We start from the raw sequence: 15,662 nt of genomic DNA, 5'->3' as shown, positions 1-15,662 counted from the left end.
GCGGGCAGTCCCGCCAACGCGCCCCGGATCGGAGCATGTGGACGATGCCCGAGATCACACGGCGGTCATCGACCCGACGGGCCCCCTTCCGTCCCCGTGGCAGAAGCGGCTCGATCCGGGCCCGTTCCGCGTCGCTCATCCAGTAGTGCCCCTTGCCCATGATCCCCCTCCCGGATGGTCGCGGACACTGAATCACCACAGGAGATACTTGGGAATCCCTATTGAGTACGGAGGCTAACCCCGCGGCATCCCCTTGGGTCGCATGAGACGCTTCTGCGCCGCGATGCGGAACGGGGCGTTCGGGGCGCCGTAGCCCCCGTAGGCCCCCTCGCGCTCGAGGATCTCGAAGAACATGCCGCCCGCGAAGGGCCGGGAGTAGAGCTGGAAGAACGCGCCGCGCTCGTCGCGGTCGTAGAGGATGTTCGCCGCCCGCATCCGGTCGAGCAGCCCCGCGTCGAGGTCGAAGCGCGCGGCGAGATCGGCGTAGTAGTTGCTCGGGATCGGCAGCGCCTCGAAGCCGCGGGCCGAGAGTGCCCCGGCGGTGGCGAAGATGTCGTCGGTGGCAAGGGCGATGTGCTGCACCGAGGCGCCGAAGCTCTCGGCGAGGAACCCTCCGGCCAGCGTCCGGTGGGTTTCCGCGCCGTTCAGCGTGATGCGGAAGCGGCCGTCGGGCGTCGACAGGGCCTGGCTGCGGACCAGCCCGTCGGGGTCGATCACGTCGACCATCGGCGTTTTCCGCATCTCGAACAGGGTCGTGTAGAACAGCGACCAGCTGAGCATCTCGTCGTAGCCCATCGTCTGCGCGACGTGGTCGACGCGCAAAAGGCCCACATCGCCGGGCGCGCCGTCCGGCATCGCCTCGAACTCCACCGACCAGACATCGGCGAGGCCCGAGGCGCGGTCGAGGAAGTGCAGCACGCTGCCGCCGAGGCCGCGGATCGCGGGGATGTCGAGCTGCCCGGGGCCGAGCGGCTGGCGGAAGCTTTCGGCCCCGAGCGCCTGCGCGCGGGCCAGCGTGCCGGCGGCGGAGGACACGTCGAGACCGAGGTCGCAGACCGTGGTGCCGCGCGCGACCCAGGCGCTGTGGGCGTGGCCCGTCGTCTCGGCGTTGACGACGATGCGGATCTCGCCCTGCGTCCAGAGCGCCAGCGACTTCGAGACGTGGCTCGCGGTGCGCCGGAACCCCAGGGTGGCGAGCAGTCCTTCCAGCGCGGTCTTGTCCTCGCCCTGCGCGGCGAACTCGAGGAAGGCCGTGCCCTGCACCTCGGTGCGCGCCGGGAAGGCGGGCAGGTCGACGCGGGCCTCGGGCTCGGCGCGGAGCACGTCGTCCATCAGGGCGACAAGCGAGCGGTAGCCATCCCGCGCGATGGTACGGCTCGGCCCGCCGCGGAACTGGTCGTTGAAGATCTCGAGGCTGATCGGTCCGGCATAGCCCGTCGCCATCACCGCCCGCATGAAGCCGGTGACGTCGAGGTCGCCCTCGCCGGGCATGTTGCGGAAGTGGCGCGACCAGTAGAGCAGGTCCATCTCGATGGCGGGGGCGTCGGCGAGCTGGACGAAGAAGATCCGGTCGCCCGGAATGCGGCGGATCGTGTCGGGGTCGATGCGGCGCGCCAGCGTGTGGAAGCTGTCGAGGATCAGGCCGACCGACGGGTGATCGGCGCGGCGCACGACCTCCCAGGCGTCGCGGTGGTCGTTGACGTGGCGGCCCCAGGCCAGCGCCTCGTAGCCCACGCGCAGGCCGCGCTTGGCCGCCCTCTCGCCCAGCTCCGCGAAATCCTGCGCGGCGCGGTCGATCCCGCCGAGCGCCTCGGGATGGACGCTGGAGCAGACGAGCACGAGGTCGCAGCCCAGCTCCTGCATGAGGTCGAACTTGCGCTCGGCCCGGCCGAAGGCACGGGCGCGCAGGGGCCCCGGCAGCCCCTCGAAATCCCGGAAGGGCTGGAACAGCATAAGCTCGAGCCCTGCGTCGCGGATCCGCGCGCCGACCTCGCGCGGGCTGCGCGCGTCGGCGATGAAATCCTGCTCGAAGATTTCGATGCCGGAGAACCCGGCGGCGGCGATCGCCTCGATCTTTTCCTCGAGGGTGCCCGAGATGGAGACGGTGGCGATCGACGTTTTCATGGCGTCAGAACCCTAACAGGCGCGGCAGGAAGGTCACGATCTGGGGCACGAAGGTGAGGATCACCAGCACCAGCACCTCGACGAGGAAGAAGGGCAGGATCGCGCGGGTCAGCCGCGCCATGCCGACCTTGGCGATGCCCTCGGCCACGAAGAGGCACAGGCCGAGCGGCGGGGTGATCAGGCCGATCATCAGGTTGAAGATCACGATGATCCCGAAATGCACCGGGTCCACGCCGAGCGAGACGGCGATGGGGTGCAGGATCGGCACCAGCACCAGCATCGCGGCGATCCCTTCCAGGAACAGGCCCACGAAGAGGAACAGGAGGATCACCGCGATCAGGAACATGGTCTGGCTGTCGACGGCACCCAGCACCCAGTCGGTCAGCATGTTGGGCACGCGGTTGTAGGTCAGCACCCAGTTCGCGGCGGCGACGGCGGCGATGATGACGAGGATCACCGCGCTGTCGCGCATCGCGTCGCCGAAGATGCGCGGCAGGCTGGCAAGCGTGATCTTGCGGTAGACGACCATCCCCAGCACCAGCGCGTAGGCGACGGCGAAGCTTGCGGCCTCGGTCGGGGTGACCACCCCGAGCAGGATGGACCCCACGACGAACACCGGCATCAGCAGCGGCAGGATGCCGCCCAGAAGCGCCTCGCGCGGGCTGGGGCCGGACAGGTCGGGGTCGGGGGTGATGTGCTCGACCTTCACGGTCAGCGCGACATAGGCCGACAGGAACACGGCCAGCATGAGCCCCGGAATGATGCCGGCGAGGAACAGCGCGGGCACCGACACGCCCGACACGATCAGCGCGTAGATGATCACCGGGATCGAGGGCGGGATGATCGGCCCGATCACCGAGGAGGCGGCCGTCAGCGCGGCGGCGAAGCTGCGGTCGTAGCCGTGCTTCTCCATCTCGGGGATGAAGACGCGACCGAGGGCCGAGGTGTCGGCCACGGCCGAGCCCGACAGCCCCGCGAAGATCACGGACGCCCAGATGTTGACGTGGGCGAGGCCCGCGCGGAGGCCGCCCACCAGCACGTTGGCGAAGGCGATGATGCGGCGGGTGATGCCGCTTTCGTTCATCAGCTCGCCCGCGAGGATGAACAGCGGGATGGCGAGCAGCGCATAGGAGCCGAGGCCCGAGAACATCTCGGTAGCAACGATGCGGATGTGATAGGGCGCCTCGCCCGTGGCCATGAACCACCCCATCGCCGCGAGGATTGCAAAGGCGATGGGCAGCCCGAGAAGGAGACCCGCGATCAGGATGAGGTAGACCAAGATCTCAGACCTCCCGCAGGCGCAGGGCGAAGCGGATCAGCGCCGCGACCACGAGGATGGCGCCGCCGACGGCGATGGCCGCCTGCCAGGTGCCCATCCGCCCCAGCCATTCGAGGGCGGGCAGGCCCGTGGCCTCGGCGAGATCCCGGGCCGAGCCGATCAGCCCCGAGGCGGTGCGGTCGGGGCGGCGCGCGGCGAAGGCGATGCCGGACCACAACAGCATCGCGCCCGTCGCCGCCGTGGCGAGGTCCATCGCCGCGAACAGGCGGCCGCGCAGCCGCTCGGTCACGAGGTCGGTCAGCACGGTGAAGCGGATGTGGCGGTCCTGCAGGTAGGCGAGGCCCGTGCCGAACATCACGCCGTAGATGGCGAGGTAGACCGGCGCCTCCTCGCCCCAGGGGATCGACTCGCCGGTCGTGTAGCGGCGTACCGAGTTCACGAAGATGATCAGGAACACGAGCGCCATCATGGTCGCCGCCGCGGCGGCGAGGACGGCTTGCGCGATCCGGTCGATCCTGGCCATGGGCGGCCTCCTGTGGCAACGCGCCGGGGGGGTGGGCAGGCGGCGCCACGGGGCGCCGCCTGCCGCGGGTCTTACTCGCTGGCGGAGGCGACGGCGGCCTCGAGGCGCTCGATCCAGACCGCCTCGTCGCCCAGTTCGCCGGCCAGCCACTCGCGCACGGCCGGCTGGGCCGCGTCACGGAACATCGCCAGTTCCTCGGAGGTCGGCGAATACACCTGCATGCCCTCGGCCTGCACCGCGTTCACGCCCTGCGCGGTCGACCACTGCTGGATCGATCGGCCCATGTTGCCGGCGATGATCGCGGCGCGGCTGACCACCTCCTGCTCGGCCGGGGTCAGCGACTGGAAGAAGTCCTCGTTGATGACGAGGAAGTCGGCGGCATACACGTGCCCGTCGAGGATCATGTATTGCTGCAGCTGGTGCAGACCGTTGTTGTAGATCACGCCGACCGGGTTTTCCTGCCCGTCGACCACGCCGGTGGCCAGCGCATTCGGCAGCTCGGTCCAGGCGATCGGGGTCGGCTCGCCCCCCAGCGCCTCGACCATCTCGACGTAGAGCGGGATCGGTTGCACGCGGAAGCGCAGGCCCGCCATGTCGGCCGGCGTGCGGATCTCGCGGACGCTGTTGGTGAAGTTGCGGAAGCCGGTCTCGCCATAGGCCAGCGTGCGCAGCCCGGTCTGCTCCAGGCAGTGCTCGGCCAGCGCCTCGCCGAAGGGCCCGTCCAGCACCTCCCACGCCACCGGCGCCGAGGGGAAGCTGTAGGGAATGTCGAGCACCGAGGCCGCCGCGCAGGCCCGCGACATGGCGCCCGAGACCATGACCACCTGGGTGATCCCGTCCTGCGCCTGCGCGACCAGGTCGTCCTCGTTGCCAAGCGCGCCGGCGGGGAAGATCTCGACCGTCAGGTCGGTCTCGCCCTCGACGATGGCGCGGAAGATCTCGGCCGCGGCGCCCTTCTTGGAGCTCTGCCAGTCGGCGGGGTCGACATGGGCGAAGCGGATGGTCTGCTGCGCCGAGGCGGCCGTCGCGGTCAGGGCTGCCGCCGTCGCGGCGGCGGTGGCCAGGGCCTTCAGTGTGATACGCATGGTGTCCTCCCTTTGCGTTCGGTCTTCTGGATCGGGTCAGCCCCCGGTGCGGTCATGGCCCGAGGGATTCGAAGGTCGCCCGCATCCGGTCGGGATCGGGCGCGAGGCCGGTGAGAAGCTCGAAGGCCCGCACGGCCTGGAACACGGCCATGCCGGAACCGGGCAGCACCCGGCAGCCGGCGGCGCGGGCGGCGGCCAGCAGCGCGGTTTCGAGCGGGAAATAGACGATGTCCGCGACCCAGAGATCGGGCCGCAGCAGGGCAGGGGGAAAGGCGCAGCCCGGCAGCTTGTCCATGCCCACGGGCGTGGCGTTCACGACGCCGTCAAGGCCGGGGGCAAGACCGGCGAGGTCGGGGGCGACCCGTGCCCGGCCGGCGCCGAAACGGGCCGCGAGGTCGCCGGCCAGCGCCTCGGCCCGGGCCCCGTCGGTGTCATGGATCCAGAGCGTCCCGGTGCCGACCGACATCAGCGCATGCCCGACCGCCATGCCGGCCCCACCCGCGCCAAGCAGCAGCACGTCGCCGGTGGGCGCGTCGGCCATGCCGCGGCGAAAGCTTTCGGCGAAGCCCCACATGTCGGTGTTGTGCCCGTGCCGCCGCCCGTCGCGGAACACGACCGTGTTCGCGGCGCCGAGCGCGCGGGCGTTGTCCGACAGCGCATCGAGCAGGCCGATCACCTCGACCTTGTAGGGGAAGGTCACGTTCAGCCCCGCGAACCCCTCGGCCTCCGCTTGCGCCAAGACCTCGGCCAGCGTGGCCGGCCGCTCGTCCATGTCGAAGCGCGTGTAGTCGTAGGCGATCCCCAGCGCGGCGCCCTCGGCCATGTGCATGGCCGGCGTGCGCGACCCGCCGATCCCGCGACCGACAAGCCCGGCCCGGACGACGCGCTGCCTCGGCGGCACGGGGTCGTGCTGCATGGGGTCCCTCCCGACGCGGCAGGGGCTCCTCTTCCCCGGCCGACTCATCCCTTGGGGGCGGATAATGTTCGTCGTGGTTAATTCGGTCAAGGAAATTGAACCGCCCGGTTAATTGTATAGGATCGGCCCTGCGACGAGGCGGGGACCCCGATGGAGAACGCAGCAAAGACCAAGGAAGACAGGCCGCGCCGCTCGGGCTGGAAACAGAACCCCGAGGCGGTGCAGGCCGATATCCTGCGCGTGGCGCTGGAGGTGTTCGCGCGCAACGGCCTGTCGGGCGCGCGGGTCGAGGAGATCGCGGCGCGGACCCGGACGTCCAAGCGGATGATCTACTACTACTTCGGCGACAAGGAGGGGCTGTACCTGCGCAGCCTCGAGGAAGCCTACCGCAGCGTCCGCGCGCAGGAGGCGGCGCTGGACCTCGAGGGGCTCGGCCCGGTGGATGCGCTCCGGCGGCTGGTCGAGTTCACCTTCGACCACCACCGCCAGAACGAGGATTTCATCCGCCTCGTCATGATCGAGAACATCCACAAGGCCCGGTTCCTCGAGAACTCCAAGGCGATCCGCGATCTCAACAAGGGCGTGATCGCCAGCCTCGAACGGGTCATCGCCCGCGGCAAGGCCGAGGGGCTGTTCCGCGCCGATGTCGACCCGCTGGCGGTGCACTGGCAGATCAGCGCGCTCAGCTTCTTCAACGTCTCGAACCGCTCCACCTTCACCAAGGTGTTCGGGGACCGGCTGTCCGACGATGCGGGGCAGGCGATGCTGAAGGAACAGGCCGTGCGGGCGGTGCTGGGGGCCGTGACGGTCGCGGAGCGGTAGACCCCGCGGCCCTGCCGGCAGGGGCCACGACCCTGCCGGGACCGGGGTGATGCCGGGCCCATGGGGCGTCGCCTGCAAACCGCCAAACACCCGCGCTGACTGGCGCCCATGCTGGTCTTAGACGGTCTCGCCTCGTTCGCGGATTTCCGGCAGGGGCGCGGGCCCCCCGTCGATGACCTGCCCAAGAAATGCCCTTCTGCCAATGCCGCGGTCCGGGGGCGTCGATGATCTGCGCCGCCAGTGCCGTCCCTGTGCCCGCGAAACCCCGGTGTCAGTTCGGGCTCCCGCCCGCCGCCCTGTCCGCCAGCCTTCGGGCCGCGAGGTCGCGGAACATCGCCGGCAGGGGCGTGCCGGCCGCCTCGTGCAGCCGGGCGAGGCGCGCGTGGGCCGCCGGCGTCGCGAGGCCGAGGGCGAGGGCCCGCCGTCCATGGGCGATGGCGAGGCGGGGTTGGTCCGCCGCCAGGGCCATTTCGGCGGCCAGGGTCCAATGGCTGCGGAAGCTTGGCGCGGCGAGCGCGGCCCGCTGCGCCTCGGCGAGCGCCGCGCATGGGCCTGCCCGGTCCCTGAGCGCGAGGACCAGCGCCTTGAGCGGCTTGCTTGCCCCCGGCGACAGGGCCAGCGCGTCGCGCCACGCCGTTTCCGCCCCGGGGTGGCCGGCGGCGGCGAGCAATTCCCCGAGGCGGTGCGCCTTGCGCCAGTCCTGCGGGTCGATCTGCGCGGCGGCGCGGGCGGCGGCAAGCGCGGCCCCGGGGTCGGTCGCGGCGAGCCGGTCGGCCTCCGCCAGCAGCGCGTCGGCGCGGGCAAGCTCGCCGAGCCTGCGCGCCGCCGCCCGGCGGTCGGAGATCCGGGCCAGGCCCTGCAACAGCTTGACCATGCGCCGGCGCAGGGGGCCCAGCGCCGGATCGCGGTCCACCGCGGCCCGGCCCGCGGCGGACCAGCGCGCCATCTCGGCCGCAATCGCCCGGTCCACGTCCGGCCGGCCGGCCATGGCCCGCAGCGGCGCGTGGTCGGCCCGGCGGCGGCCCCGCGCCCGCGCGTCGCGCCAGAGGCCGAGAAGCCCCGTCGGATCGACGTGCGCGGTGTGCACCTCGGGGGCCCAGACCGGCGCCGCGATCCGATCGACGCGGGTGTTGAACACGTCGTCCTCGGAGACCCGGAGACCGGGCGGAAAGTTGCCCGCCGCCCAGAACAGGCGGCGGTCGTAGGAGCGCCCGAAATGCAGCACGTCGGCCGGGTGGGTGCCGGGGCTGCGCGCCCAGTAGCGCATCCGGTTGACCGCGAGTGCCACGAGGTTCCCGCGGGCCAGCGGCAGCACCGGAGAGGAGACCGACAGCGCCCCGGCCCGGTGCCGCGCCAGCCGCCCCGCGACCCAGCCGGGCCCGGCCCGGCAATCGCCCGCAAGGAAGCCGACGATGCCCGCCCGCGAGGCATCGATCCCGATGTTGCGCGCGGCGCCCACCATCAGACGGTCGCGGACCTCGATCAGGCGGATCGCGTCGAGATGGGCCGCCAGCACCGCTTCGGCCCGCCCGCCGCCGGAATTGACGACGACGATCTCGGCGGCGTCCTCCTGCGCGCGCAGCGACGCGACGGCATCGGCCAGCTCGGCGGGGGCGCCGAGGCCGATGACGACGACCGCGAGATCGGAGCGGGCCACGCCGGCGCCTTCGCGGCAGGTGGCCGGGCCCGCGACCCGGCGCCGCCAGAGCGCATCGGGCGCGGTGAAGTCGGCCACGGGCCGCGCGATCTCGGCCGCCAGGTCCAGCGTGACGAGGCTGTCGGGCGCGATCCGCCGCAGATCCGCAAGATCGGCCCCGGCCGCGTCGCGCTGTCCGTCGAGCAACCGGGCCCGGGCCCTCAGCTCGATGGCCAGGAGATCGTCGCGGTCGCGGTCGATCAGCCGGGTGGTGATCGCCGTCACCGCGTCGTGCAGCCCCGCCTGCAGGGCGAGGGTCGCGGCGGCATGGGCCAGATCCGCGTCGCCGGGGCTTGCCGCGCAGAGGTCATCCAGAACGTGGTAGGCGGCCGCCGCGCCGCGGGATTGCGCCGACCTTGCGGCGAAGGCCAGCCGGGCCTCCATGGTGTCGGGGCGGACCTGACCGATGGCGGCCGGGTCGGGCGACCAGAGCCCGCCATCCTCCTCGAACGGCGGCGAGAACCGGCGCTGCTCGGGAACCGGCTCCAGCACGAGACCGCGCTCGTCGTCGAGGTAGTCGTATCCGATCTCCTGGTGCAGCCGGTCGGGGTCCGCCGCGGCGTAGAGCTCCCGCCGCAGGCGTCTGCGCGCGGGCAGCGCCATGCGGAAGTGGTAGATGTTGACGCGGGCGCGGCGCGCCGTGAAGCCGGAGGTGTCGGCGATCCAGTTTCCGTGCAGCGGCACGGTCAGGTCGGCCCCCACGGCCCGCATCGGAAACAGGCGCATGTGCGCCTTGCCGCCCCAGACGCCATCGCACCGGTAGCTGTCGGGCGTGAACATCTCGCGGATGTCGAAGTACCACAGGTTGCCATCGCCGGCCGCAAGCATCTCGGGCATCCGCTGCGCCAGCCGGTCCTCGAACCGCTCGTCGGGGTCGGCGGCCAGGATCCAGTCGGCGCCGAGCCGCCGCGCCTCGTCCAGCAGCAGGGTGCGCCGGGTGGTCTCGGCCGAGAGCGGAACCGTGGCGGCACGGTCGTCCCAGCCGACGAACCCATGCACGCAAGGAGACAGGTTCGCGATCAGGCCGGGGACCTGGGCCGCGTCGTGGCGATAGGAGAACAGCGCCAAAACCCGCGGCGCGCCGCGTTTCGGAGACCGGACAATCTGGCGTTCAAGCATCGCTGTCGGACCAGGTGGCGCCCGGTCGGCACGGCATCGCGCCTGCCCCGGACGCAGGCGGACGGTAGGGCCGCGCGCGCCCCACCGGCAAGTGGGTATTTCCCGCGTTGACAGCTTGGCGGGGCGCATGATTGCATCCCGGGCAGGGAGGTGACGCACCGCGCGCCACACCCGGCCCGGACCCGCCTCCGGCGGCGCCAGGCAACCTTGGTGCAAACGCCATGTCTGTCTCCACCGACTTCCGAAAAACCACTGCGCTCGTCGGCGTCATCCTCGTGGCAACGACGCTCGGGGCGGATGCCTACACCGTCTCGCGGTGCAGCGCCCTGCAGGACGGTGCCTACCGCACCGTGTTGCTGATCGAGGCGAACGGCCGGCAACACATGCATTTCGTCGGCCAGGACGGTCTCACCCGCAGCATCGCCTACGACGAGGGCCGCGCCCTGTCCTGGGCGGCGGAGCGCTACGGCGCCTCGTCCTCCTGGGCGATGGCCAGCGACTGCGTGCTGCGCGCGGTCCGCGGGCCCGCGGGGGCGGGCACCGATCTCGACGATGACGACAGCGGCTCGGGCTACATGGGCGGCTGACCGCCCCGGCCCGCCCCGAGAGGCCGCGCGACCGTGATCCACCCCCGGGTCCTCCTCGCCAACGAGGCCGGCGCCGGCCGCGGACATCTGCTCAAGCTGGCCGCGGTGGCGCGGGCCCTGGGGCCCGGCCCGGAGATCGTCGCCGCGATCGCGGACCTTCGGCACGCCGCAGCCCTCGGCGGCGTCGCGGCGCGGGTGCTGGCCGCTCCTCCGCTGCGCTATACCCGCGCCGCGCGCGAGGACCCGACGCTCGAGGGCAACGCCACCTGGGGCGACTACCTCGCCGGCATCGGCCTGGTGCGCGCGGACGTGGTGCGGCGCGGGCTGGCGTGGTGGCGCAAGGCGATCGTCGACGAGGATGCCTCGCTCCTGGTGGCCGATTACGCGCCGCTGGCGATCCTTGCGGCACAGGGCCTGAAGGCCGACGGCTGGCGGATCGAGATCGTCGCCGTCGGCACCGGCTACGGCACGCCCCCCGCAACGCTTGCGCGGTTCCCCCGCCTTCTCCCCGACTTCGCGCGCAGCCTGCATTCCGAGGAGGCGATCCTGTCCGTCGTGAACCGGGTCGCCGGCGAGACGGGCCTCGACCCGTTGCCGCGCCTGCCCGCAATCGGCGCCGCCGACCTGACGCTGCCGATGACCCTGCCGTTTCTCGACCCCTACGCCGGCGGCCGGGCGGCGGGCGAGTTGCTGGCGCCCCTCGTCGACATGCCGGGTCCGACCCTGCCGCCGGCCGGCGACGAGCTGTTCGTCTATGCCGCCGCCGGCGAGCTGAAGGCGGGGGGGCTTGTCGATGCCCTGTCCGCCCTGCCGATGCGACGGCGCGGGTTCCTGCCGGGGGTCTCTCCCGAGACCGCCGCACGGCTCGTCGCGTCCGGAATGGTCCTCGAACCCGCGCCGCTCGCGGCCGAGGTCATCGCCCGCCGCACGCGGCTGTGGTTGCACGCCGCCCAGCACGGGTCGCTGTGCACGGCCGCGGTCTGGGGCATCCCGCAGGTCGCGATCCCCCAGCAGCTCGAACAACTCTGTCACGGCCGGCGGATGGAGGCCGCCGGCGGTCTGCACCTGCTGCCCCTGCGGGAATCGACGCCCGAGGCGATCCGGGCCGCGGTGTTGACCGCGTGGTCGGACGGGGCGCTTGCAAGACAGGCCCGCGACTTGTCCCGCGCCCTCCGTGCGGCTCAGCCCGCCCGGCCGATGGACCAGCTCGCGGAGCGGCTCGCCCCGGTCCTCGCCCGCATCCACGCCGACCCGTCCCGATAGCGGGTGCCGCAGGACGGCCCGCGCCTTCCGCGTCCCGGGCCGCAGGCCCGGCGTAGGACGGCCGTGCCGGCAGCAGCGTGAACGAAGGTCCCATCATCATCGCCGTCAGTCCGGGAGTTTGATACATGCAGTCCGGGCAGCCTCAGACCGATCAACGGGTCTCACCCTGCCCAGAATCCCTGAACACCAGCTCGGGCACCACCACCTCCCATTCGTCCCGCTGGAGAAGCGGGCGATAGACCTCGTCGCTGTCCTCTGCCCGCCAGCCCAGGATCGCCGCGACCCGACCCTCCCGGACCGCGGCGCCCTCCGGCGGTTGGAACGCCCGCGACATGCGGCCGAGGGTCTTGCCTGTCTGGATCCGGGAGCGAGCGGCCCATCGCCATCGCGTGCGAGATCAGGCCAAGAGGAAATCCTCAAGGATCAGCCGGAAGATCTGTGGCTTCTCCGCATGTGCAGCATGTGAGGCGCCGGGGATCACCGCGAGGGATGCGGCGGGCAGGTTCGTCCACAGCTGCTCGACCTGTGCCCATCTGTAGGATCGGTCCCGGTCACCCCAGATCACCAGCGACGGCATCGTCAGCATCGGCAGCCCGGCGCGACCGTCCCAGGCGGCCATCGCCGTCAGCGCGGTCTGCGCGGCCCAGGGGTCGGCCTGGGCCCCGATCGCCGACAGGGTTGCGAAAGCAGGGTGGGCCTCGCCGTGCAGGAGCCAGGTGGCCGCGATGCGACGGGCGGTCACGGCAACGCCGTCCTGCAGAAGCCGGTCGAGCGAGACGCCGATTGGCTCGAACCGGTCCGGCATCGACCCGATCGGGCCGGTGCCGTAGAGCACCAGCCGGCCGATGCGGGGGGCGATGCGGCGGGCGATCTCCTGCGCGATCATGCCGCCCATGGAATGGCCAACAAGGTTGAACCGGTCGATGCCCATCGCGTCCAGATCCGCGATCACGTGCTCCGCGAAGCCTTCGATCGACGTCGGCGGCGAGATCCGGCTGGCGCGGCCGAAACCGGGCAGGTCGATCGCCACGGTGCGAAAGCGCCCGGCGAGAGCCGCCTCGAGGTCGGACCATTGTGCCGATCCGCCGAGATAGCCGTGGACCAGAACCACCGGCAGGGCCTCGGCCCCCGACGTGGCGGCCGGACGCAGGTGAACGTCACGCGACACGGTCATTGCATCTGCTCGGGCAGCCACAGCGCCAGTTGCGGGAAGGCGACCAGGAGCCCGATCAGCAGTACCAGCGCCCCGATGAAGGGCAGGCAGCCGCGGATCACCTGGCCGATGCTGACCTGCCCCCGGCTGATCCCCTGGATCACGTAAAGGTTGAGACCCACCGGAGGCGTCAGCACCGCGATTTCCATGGTCACCGTGTAGACCACGCCGAACCAGATCAGGTCGAACCCCGCCGCCGCCATCAGCGGGAAGATCGTGGGCAGGGTGATGAAGGTCATCGAGACCGGCTCGAGGAACATCCCCAGCACAATATAGAACAGCAGCACGATGGCCAGCACCGTGTAGGGCGACAGGTCGAAGCTGAGGAACAGCTCGGTGAATTCCTGCGGCACCCGGTAGTAGGTCAGCACGAAGCCGAACAGCGTGCCCGCCGACAGGAGCAGCCCGAGGTAGCCCATTGTGCGCATCGTCGAGAACAGGGCCTCCTTGAAGCCCTCCCAACGCAGGCCCCCGACGCCGAAGGCGAGGATCACGGTCAGAAGCGCCGCAACCGCCGCTGCCTCGGTCGGCGTGGCGATGCCGCCGTAGATCGCCACCACGATGACGAGACCGATGAGCGCGATGGGCCCGACGGTCGCCGCGATCTGGAACAGGGTCATGCGCGCGGCCTGCTCGCTGTCGGGGATGTCGTCGGGGTGGATGACGCCCCAGATCATCACCACGACCGAGAACAGGGTGGCCAGCAGCAAACCGGGAATGACGCCCGCGATGAACAGGTCGCCGATGCTCTGGTCGGTGACGATGCCATAGAACAGCAGGATCAGGCTGGGCGGCAGCAGCACCGACAGGGTGCCCCCCGCCGCCAGCACGCCCGAGGACAGTTCCTTGCCGTAGCCCAGCCGCAGCATCTCGGGCAGGGCGACGCCGCCGATGGTGAGCGAGCCCACCATGGACGAGCCCGAGACCGCGCCGAAGCCCGCGCAGGCGCCGATCGAGCCGTATGCCGCCGAGCCGCGCACCCGCACGCCCTGGTGCAGGAACTGGTAGAGCCGCGGACCGATGTGGGACCGCCCGATCAGTTCGCCGAGGAACACGAACAACGGTACGGCGAGCAGGATGTAGTTGATCCAGACGCTCCACAGCTTCAGCTGCGAGGACACCAGCGAGGTCTGGAAGCTCTGGATCTGCCACAGGAAGGGCAGGGAGGCCGCGGCCAGCGCGAAGGGGATGGGCAGGCCGATCCCGATCAGCAGCACCAGAAGGCCAAGGAGGCCGAGCCCGACTTCATACCATTCCATCGCTCAAAGCTCCCGCGACGGGGTCAGGGCGACCCGCGCGAGGCGCAGGGCGGCATAGACCGTGAACAACACCAGCGAGACGGCCCCCGGCGCCCAGAACACCCAGCGCGGCCAGAGCAGGATCTCGGACGAGGAGCCCGAGTTGAAGGCGCGGATCGTGGCGTTGACCGCCGCCATGGCGAAGAACAGCCCCACGCCCGTCATCAGCGCCAGGTTCAGCAGTGTGACCAGCTTGCGCCCCCGCGCCGGCAGCCGGTCGGTCAGCATGGTGACCCGCGGGTAGGCGTCCTCGCGCAACGCATAGGCGAGGCCTGCGAAGGCCACCGGGAACAGCAGCAGCGCCGTCGCCTCGGTGACCATGCGGTCGGGCGCGTTCAGCGCGTAGCGGGTGAAGACGCCGTAGCTGATCCACAGCATCTGCACGATGATGATACCGGCCCCGGCCGCGGCGAGCCAGACGACCAGTCTCTCGGTCTGGCGGATGAGCTTATCGAGATGTGCCAAGAGACCCTCCTGCGGGGGCTGTTCCGGGGTCGGATTGCAGGCGCCGCGGGGCCGGTCTGACCCCGCGGCGACGAAGGGTTGCCCCTGGTTTACGGGGCGTTGGCCGCGAAGAGCTCGAGGATCTGGCCGGCCAGCTCGGGGCCGCAGGCGGCCTCGACCTCGGCGTTCCAGGTCGCCTGAACGGTCTCCAGCAGCGCCGCGCGCTCCTCGACCGACAGGGACACGGCCGCGCCGCCGCCCGCCATCACGGCGTTGCCGACCCGCTGGTCGACCCACGCCTCGTAGCGCGGCTGCAGCCACGCCTCGGTGTCGGCCGCGGCCTGCATCACGATGGCCTGCTCCTCGGGGGTCAGCCGGTTGTAGGCGCCTTCGCTCATCATGTAGATGATATTGCCGTAGAACAGGCTTGCGTTGACCATGTAGGGCATCACGTCCCACAGCTGCCAGCTGGAATAGGTGGCCACGCCCATGTTGATCCCGTCGACCACGCCGCGCTCGGCCGACTGGAACACCTCGCTCGGGGCCACGAAGACCGGCGCGCCGCCCCAGGTCTCGATCATCATGCTGACCAGCGGGCCGATCGACCGCACCTGTCGGCCCTCGAGGTTGCCGAGGCTGTCGATCGGCTCCTCGAACCACCATTCCTGGTCGTAGGAATAGTTCGAGTTGAACAGGGGCACGAGGCCCACCTCGGCCGCCTCGGCGCGGATCAGGTCGGCATAGGCCGCGTCCATCGCCGTCTGGTTCTCGAGGTCGATCATGGCCGGGTAGAGCGACGTGACCCGGTAGCAGGGCAGGCGCTCGTCGGCGGGGATCCAGCTGATGTCCGACACGCCGCCCTGCAGCGCATCGACGCCCTCGGACCAGCCATGCAGGGTCGAGGACGGGAAGATCTGGATCTCCACGGTGCCGCCCGTGCGCTCGGCCACGAGGTCGGCGAAATGCTGGAAGCCTTCATGGCGGATGTCGATCTCGTTCACGTAGGTCGAAAGGCGGATGGTGGTTTCCGCCGCAGCCGGCAGGGCGAGGCCCGCCGTCAGGACCGTGGTCGAAAGCGCCGTCGTGATCGTCTTTTTCATCTGATGATCCCCGTTGTGATGGTTCGATGTCGCCCGAAATTCGCTCCCGGTGCCATGTCTTGGCCGCGCGCTGGGCGGGCTGATGGCTCGACGGTAGGCGAGTCGCTCGGCCCCGCGCCAATGCTTATCGTTCAATTAACTATTCCGATCTTGCATGACCGTTCCGGGGCCATAGACTGCGGCGCCGGGATCG

14 protein-coding genes are annotated in these 15,662 nt (G+C 71.0%); 3 read left to right on the top strand and 11 right to left on the bottom strand.

Annotated features, from left to right (window positions below; all coding sequences use genetic code 11):
- From HCU73_RS15320 to HCU73_RS15295, 6 genes are all read right to left on the bottom strand, one after another.
- Positions 1-160, bottom strand: a 160-nt coding sequence (locus HCU73_RS15320) for a transposase (RefSeq protein ID WP_210730675.1), incomplete at its 3' end; no start/stop codon positions are given.
- A gap of 74 nt (positions 161-234) precedes the next feature.
- Positions 235-2,124, bottom strand: a complete 1,890-nt coding sequence (locus tag HCU73_RS15315) for a bifunctional sugar phosphate isomerase/epimerase/4-hydroxyphenylpyruvate dioxygenase family protein (protein WP_168624332.1) — start codon at positions 2,122-2,124, stop codon at positions 235-237.
- A 4-nt stretch (positions 2,125-2,128) separates the two neighbouring features.
- Complete coding sequence (locus HCU73_RS15310) at positions 2,129-3,403, bottom strand: TRAP transporter large permease (protein WP_210730664.1); 1,275 nt, start codon at positions 3,401-3,403, stop codon at positions 2,129-2,131.
- Positions 3,404-3,407: 4 nt separating this feature from the next.
- Complete coding sequence (locus HCU73_RS15305) at positions 3,408-3,926, bottom strand: TRAP transporter small permease (protein ID WP_168624331.1); 519 nt, start codon at positions 3,924-3,926, stop codon at positions 3,408-3,410.
- Between the two features lie 71 nt (positions 3,927-3,997).
- Positions 3,998-5,011, bottom strand: a complete 1,014-nt coding sequence (gene dctP, locus HCU73_RS15300; RefSeq protein WP_168624330.1) for a TRAP transporter substrate-binding protein DctP — start codon at positions 5,009-5,011, stop codon at positions 3,998-4,000.
- A 52-nt stretch (positions 5,012-5,063) separates the two neighbouring features.
- Positions 5,064-5,927: a shikimate dehydrogenase gene (locus tag HCU73_RS15295; protein WP_168624329.1), complete on the bottom strand. Its 864-nt coding sequence runs from the start codon at positions 5,925-5,927 to the stop codon at positions 5,064-5,066.
- A gap of 150 nt (positions 5,928-6,077) precedes the next feature.
- Here HCU73_RS15295 and HCU73_RS15290 point away from each other — a divergent pair, with 150 nt between their 5' ends.
- Positions 6,078-6,749, top strand: coding sequence for a TetR/AcrR family transcriptional regulator (locus tag HCU73_RS15290; protein WP_168624328.1), 672 nt, complete (start codon positions 6,078-6,080; stop codon positions 6,747-6,749).
- 271 nt (positions 6,750-7,020) lie between these two features.
- Here HCU73_RS15290 and HCU73_RS15285 read toward each other — a convergent pair whose 3' ends face one another.
- The gene (locus HCU73_RS15285) at positions 7,021-9,513 is read right to left on the bottom strand and encodes a glycosyltransferase (protein WP_168624327.1); all 2,493 of its coding nucleotides are present in this window, start codon (positions 9,511-9,513) and stop codon (positions 7,021-7,023) included.
- A gap of 272 nt (positions 9,514-9,785) precedes the next feature.
- On the opposite strand from HCU73_RS15285, the gene HCU73_RS15280 reads away from it, so the two are divergent.
- Positions 9,786-10,151: a hypothetical protein gene (locus tag HCU73_RS15280; RefSeq protein WP_168624326.1), complete on the top strand. Its 366-nt coding sequence runs from the start codon at positions 9,786-9,788 to the stop codon at positions 10,149-10,151.
- Between the two features lie 33 nt (positions 10,152-10,184).
- The gene (locus tag HCU73_RS15275; RefSeq protein WP_168624325.1) at positions 10,185-11,414 is read left to right on the top strand and encodes a glycosyltransferase; all 1,230 of its coding nucleotides are present in this window, start codon (positions 10,185-10,187) and stop codon (positions 11,412-11,414) included.
- 397 nt (positions 11,415-11,811) lie between these two features.
- Here the strand turns inward: HCU73_RS15275 and HCU73_RS15270 are convergent, their stop codons facing one another.
- The 4 genes from HCU73_RS15270 to dctP (HCU73_RS15255) form a co-directional block, all read right to left on the bottom strand.
- On the bottom strand, positions 11,812-12,588 hold the full coding sequence (locus HCU73_RS15270; protein ID WP_168624324.1) for an alpha/beta fold hydrolase: 777 nt from the start codon (positions 12,586-12,588) through the stop codon (positions 11,812-11,814).
- Positions 12,585-13,886, bottom strand: a complete 1,302-nt coding sequence (locus HCU73_RS15265) for a TRAP transporter large permease (protein WP_168624323.1) — start codon at positions 13,884-13,886, stop codon at positions 12,585-12,587. Before HCU73_RS15265 ends, HCU73_RS15270 begins: the two co-directional genes overlap by 4 nt.
- Before the next feature lie 3 nt (positions 13,887-13,889).
- On the bottom strand, positions 13,890-14,390 hold the full coding sequence (locus HCU73_RS15260) for a TRAP transporter small permease (RefSeq protein WP_239025590.1): 501 nt from the start codon (positions 14,388-14,390) through the stop codon (positions 13,890-13,892).
- Positions 14,391-14,479: 89 nt separating this feature from the next.
- Positions 14,480-15,469, bottom strand: coding sequence for a TRAP transporter substrate-binding protein DctP (gene dctP, locus HCU73_RS15255; protein ID WP_168624322.1), 990 nt, complete (start codon positions 15,467-15,469; stop codon positions 14,480-14,482).
- Between the last annotated feature and the right edge of the window lie 193 nt (positions 15,470-15,662).

Source organism: Roseicyclus persicicus, from assembly GCF_012395815.1.
GTDB classification, from domain to species: Bacteria; Pseudomonadota; Alphaproteobacteria; order Rhodobacterales; family Rhodobacteraceae; genus Roseicyclus; species Roseicyclus persicicus.
The sequence above is the reverse complement of the archived record's forward strand: the minus strand, read 5'-3'. Positions and strand labels throughout refer to the sequence as shown.

Excerpts from the sequence above, each read along its gene's own strand:
- HCU73_RS15265 (WP_168624323.1), bottom strand. The coding sequence starts at position 13,886 with ATGGAATGGTATGAAGTCGGGCTCGGCCTCCTTGGCCTTCTGGTGCTG.
- HCU73_RS15315 (WP_168624332.1), bottom strand. The coding sequence starts at position 2,124 with ATGAAAACGTCGATCGCCACCGTCTCCATCTCGGGCACCCTCGAGGAA.
- HCU73_RS15295 (WP_168624329.1), bottom strand. The coding sequence starts at position 5,927 with ATGCAGCACGACCCCGTGCCGCCGAGGCAGCGCGTCGTCCGGGCCGGG.
- HCU73_RS15290 (WP_168624328.1), top strand. The coding sequence starts at position 6,078 with ATGGAGAACGCAGCAAAGACCAAGGAAGACAGGCCGCGCCGCTCGGGC.
- dctP (WP_168624322.1), bottom strand. The coding sequence starts at position 15,469 with ATGAAAAAGACGATCACGACGGCGCTTTCGACCACGGTCCTGACGGCG.
- HCU73_RS15305 (WP_168624331.1), bottom strand. The coding sequence starts at position 3,926 with ATGGCCAGGATCGACCGGATCGCGCAAGCCGTCCTCGCCGCCGCGGCG.
- dctP (WP_168624330.1), bottom strand. The coding sequence starts at position 5,011 with ATGCGTATCACACTGAAGGCCCTGGCCACCGCCGCCGCGACGGCGGCA.
- HCU73_RS15280 (WP_168624326.1), top strand. The coding sequence starts at position 9,786 with ATGTCTGTCTCCACCGACTTCCGAAAAACCACTGCGCTCGTCGGCGTC.
- HCU73_RS15270 (WP_168624324.1), bottom strand. The coding sequence starts at position 12,588 with ATGACCGTGTCGCGTGACGTTCACCTGCGTCCGGCCGCCACGTCGGGG.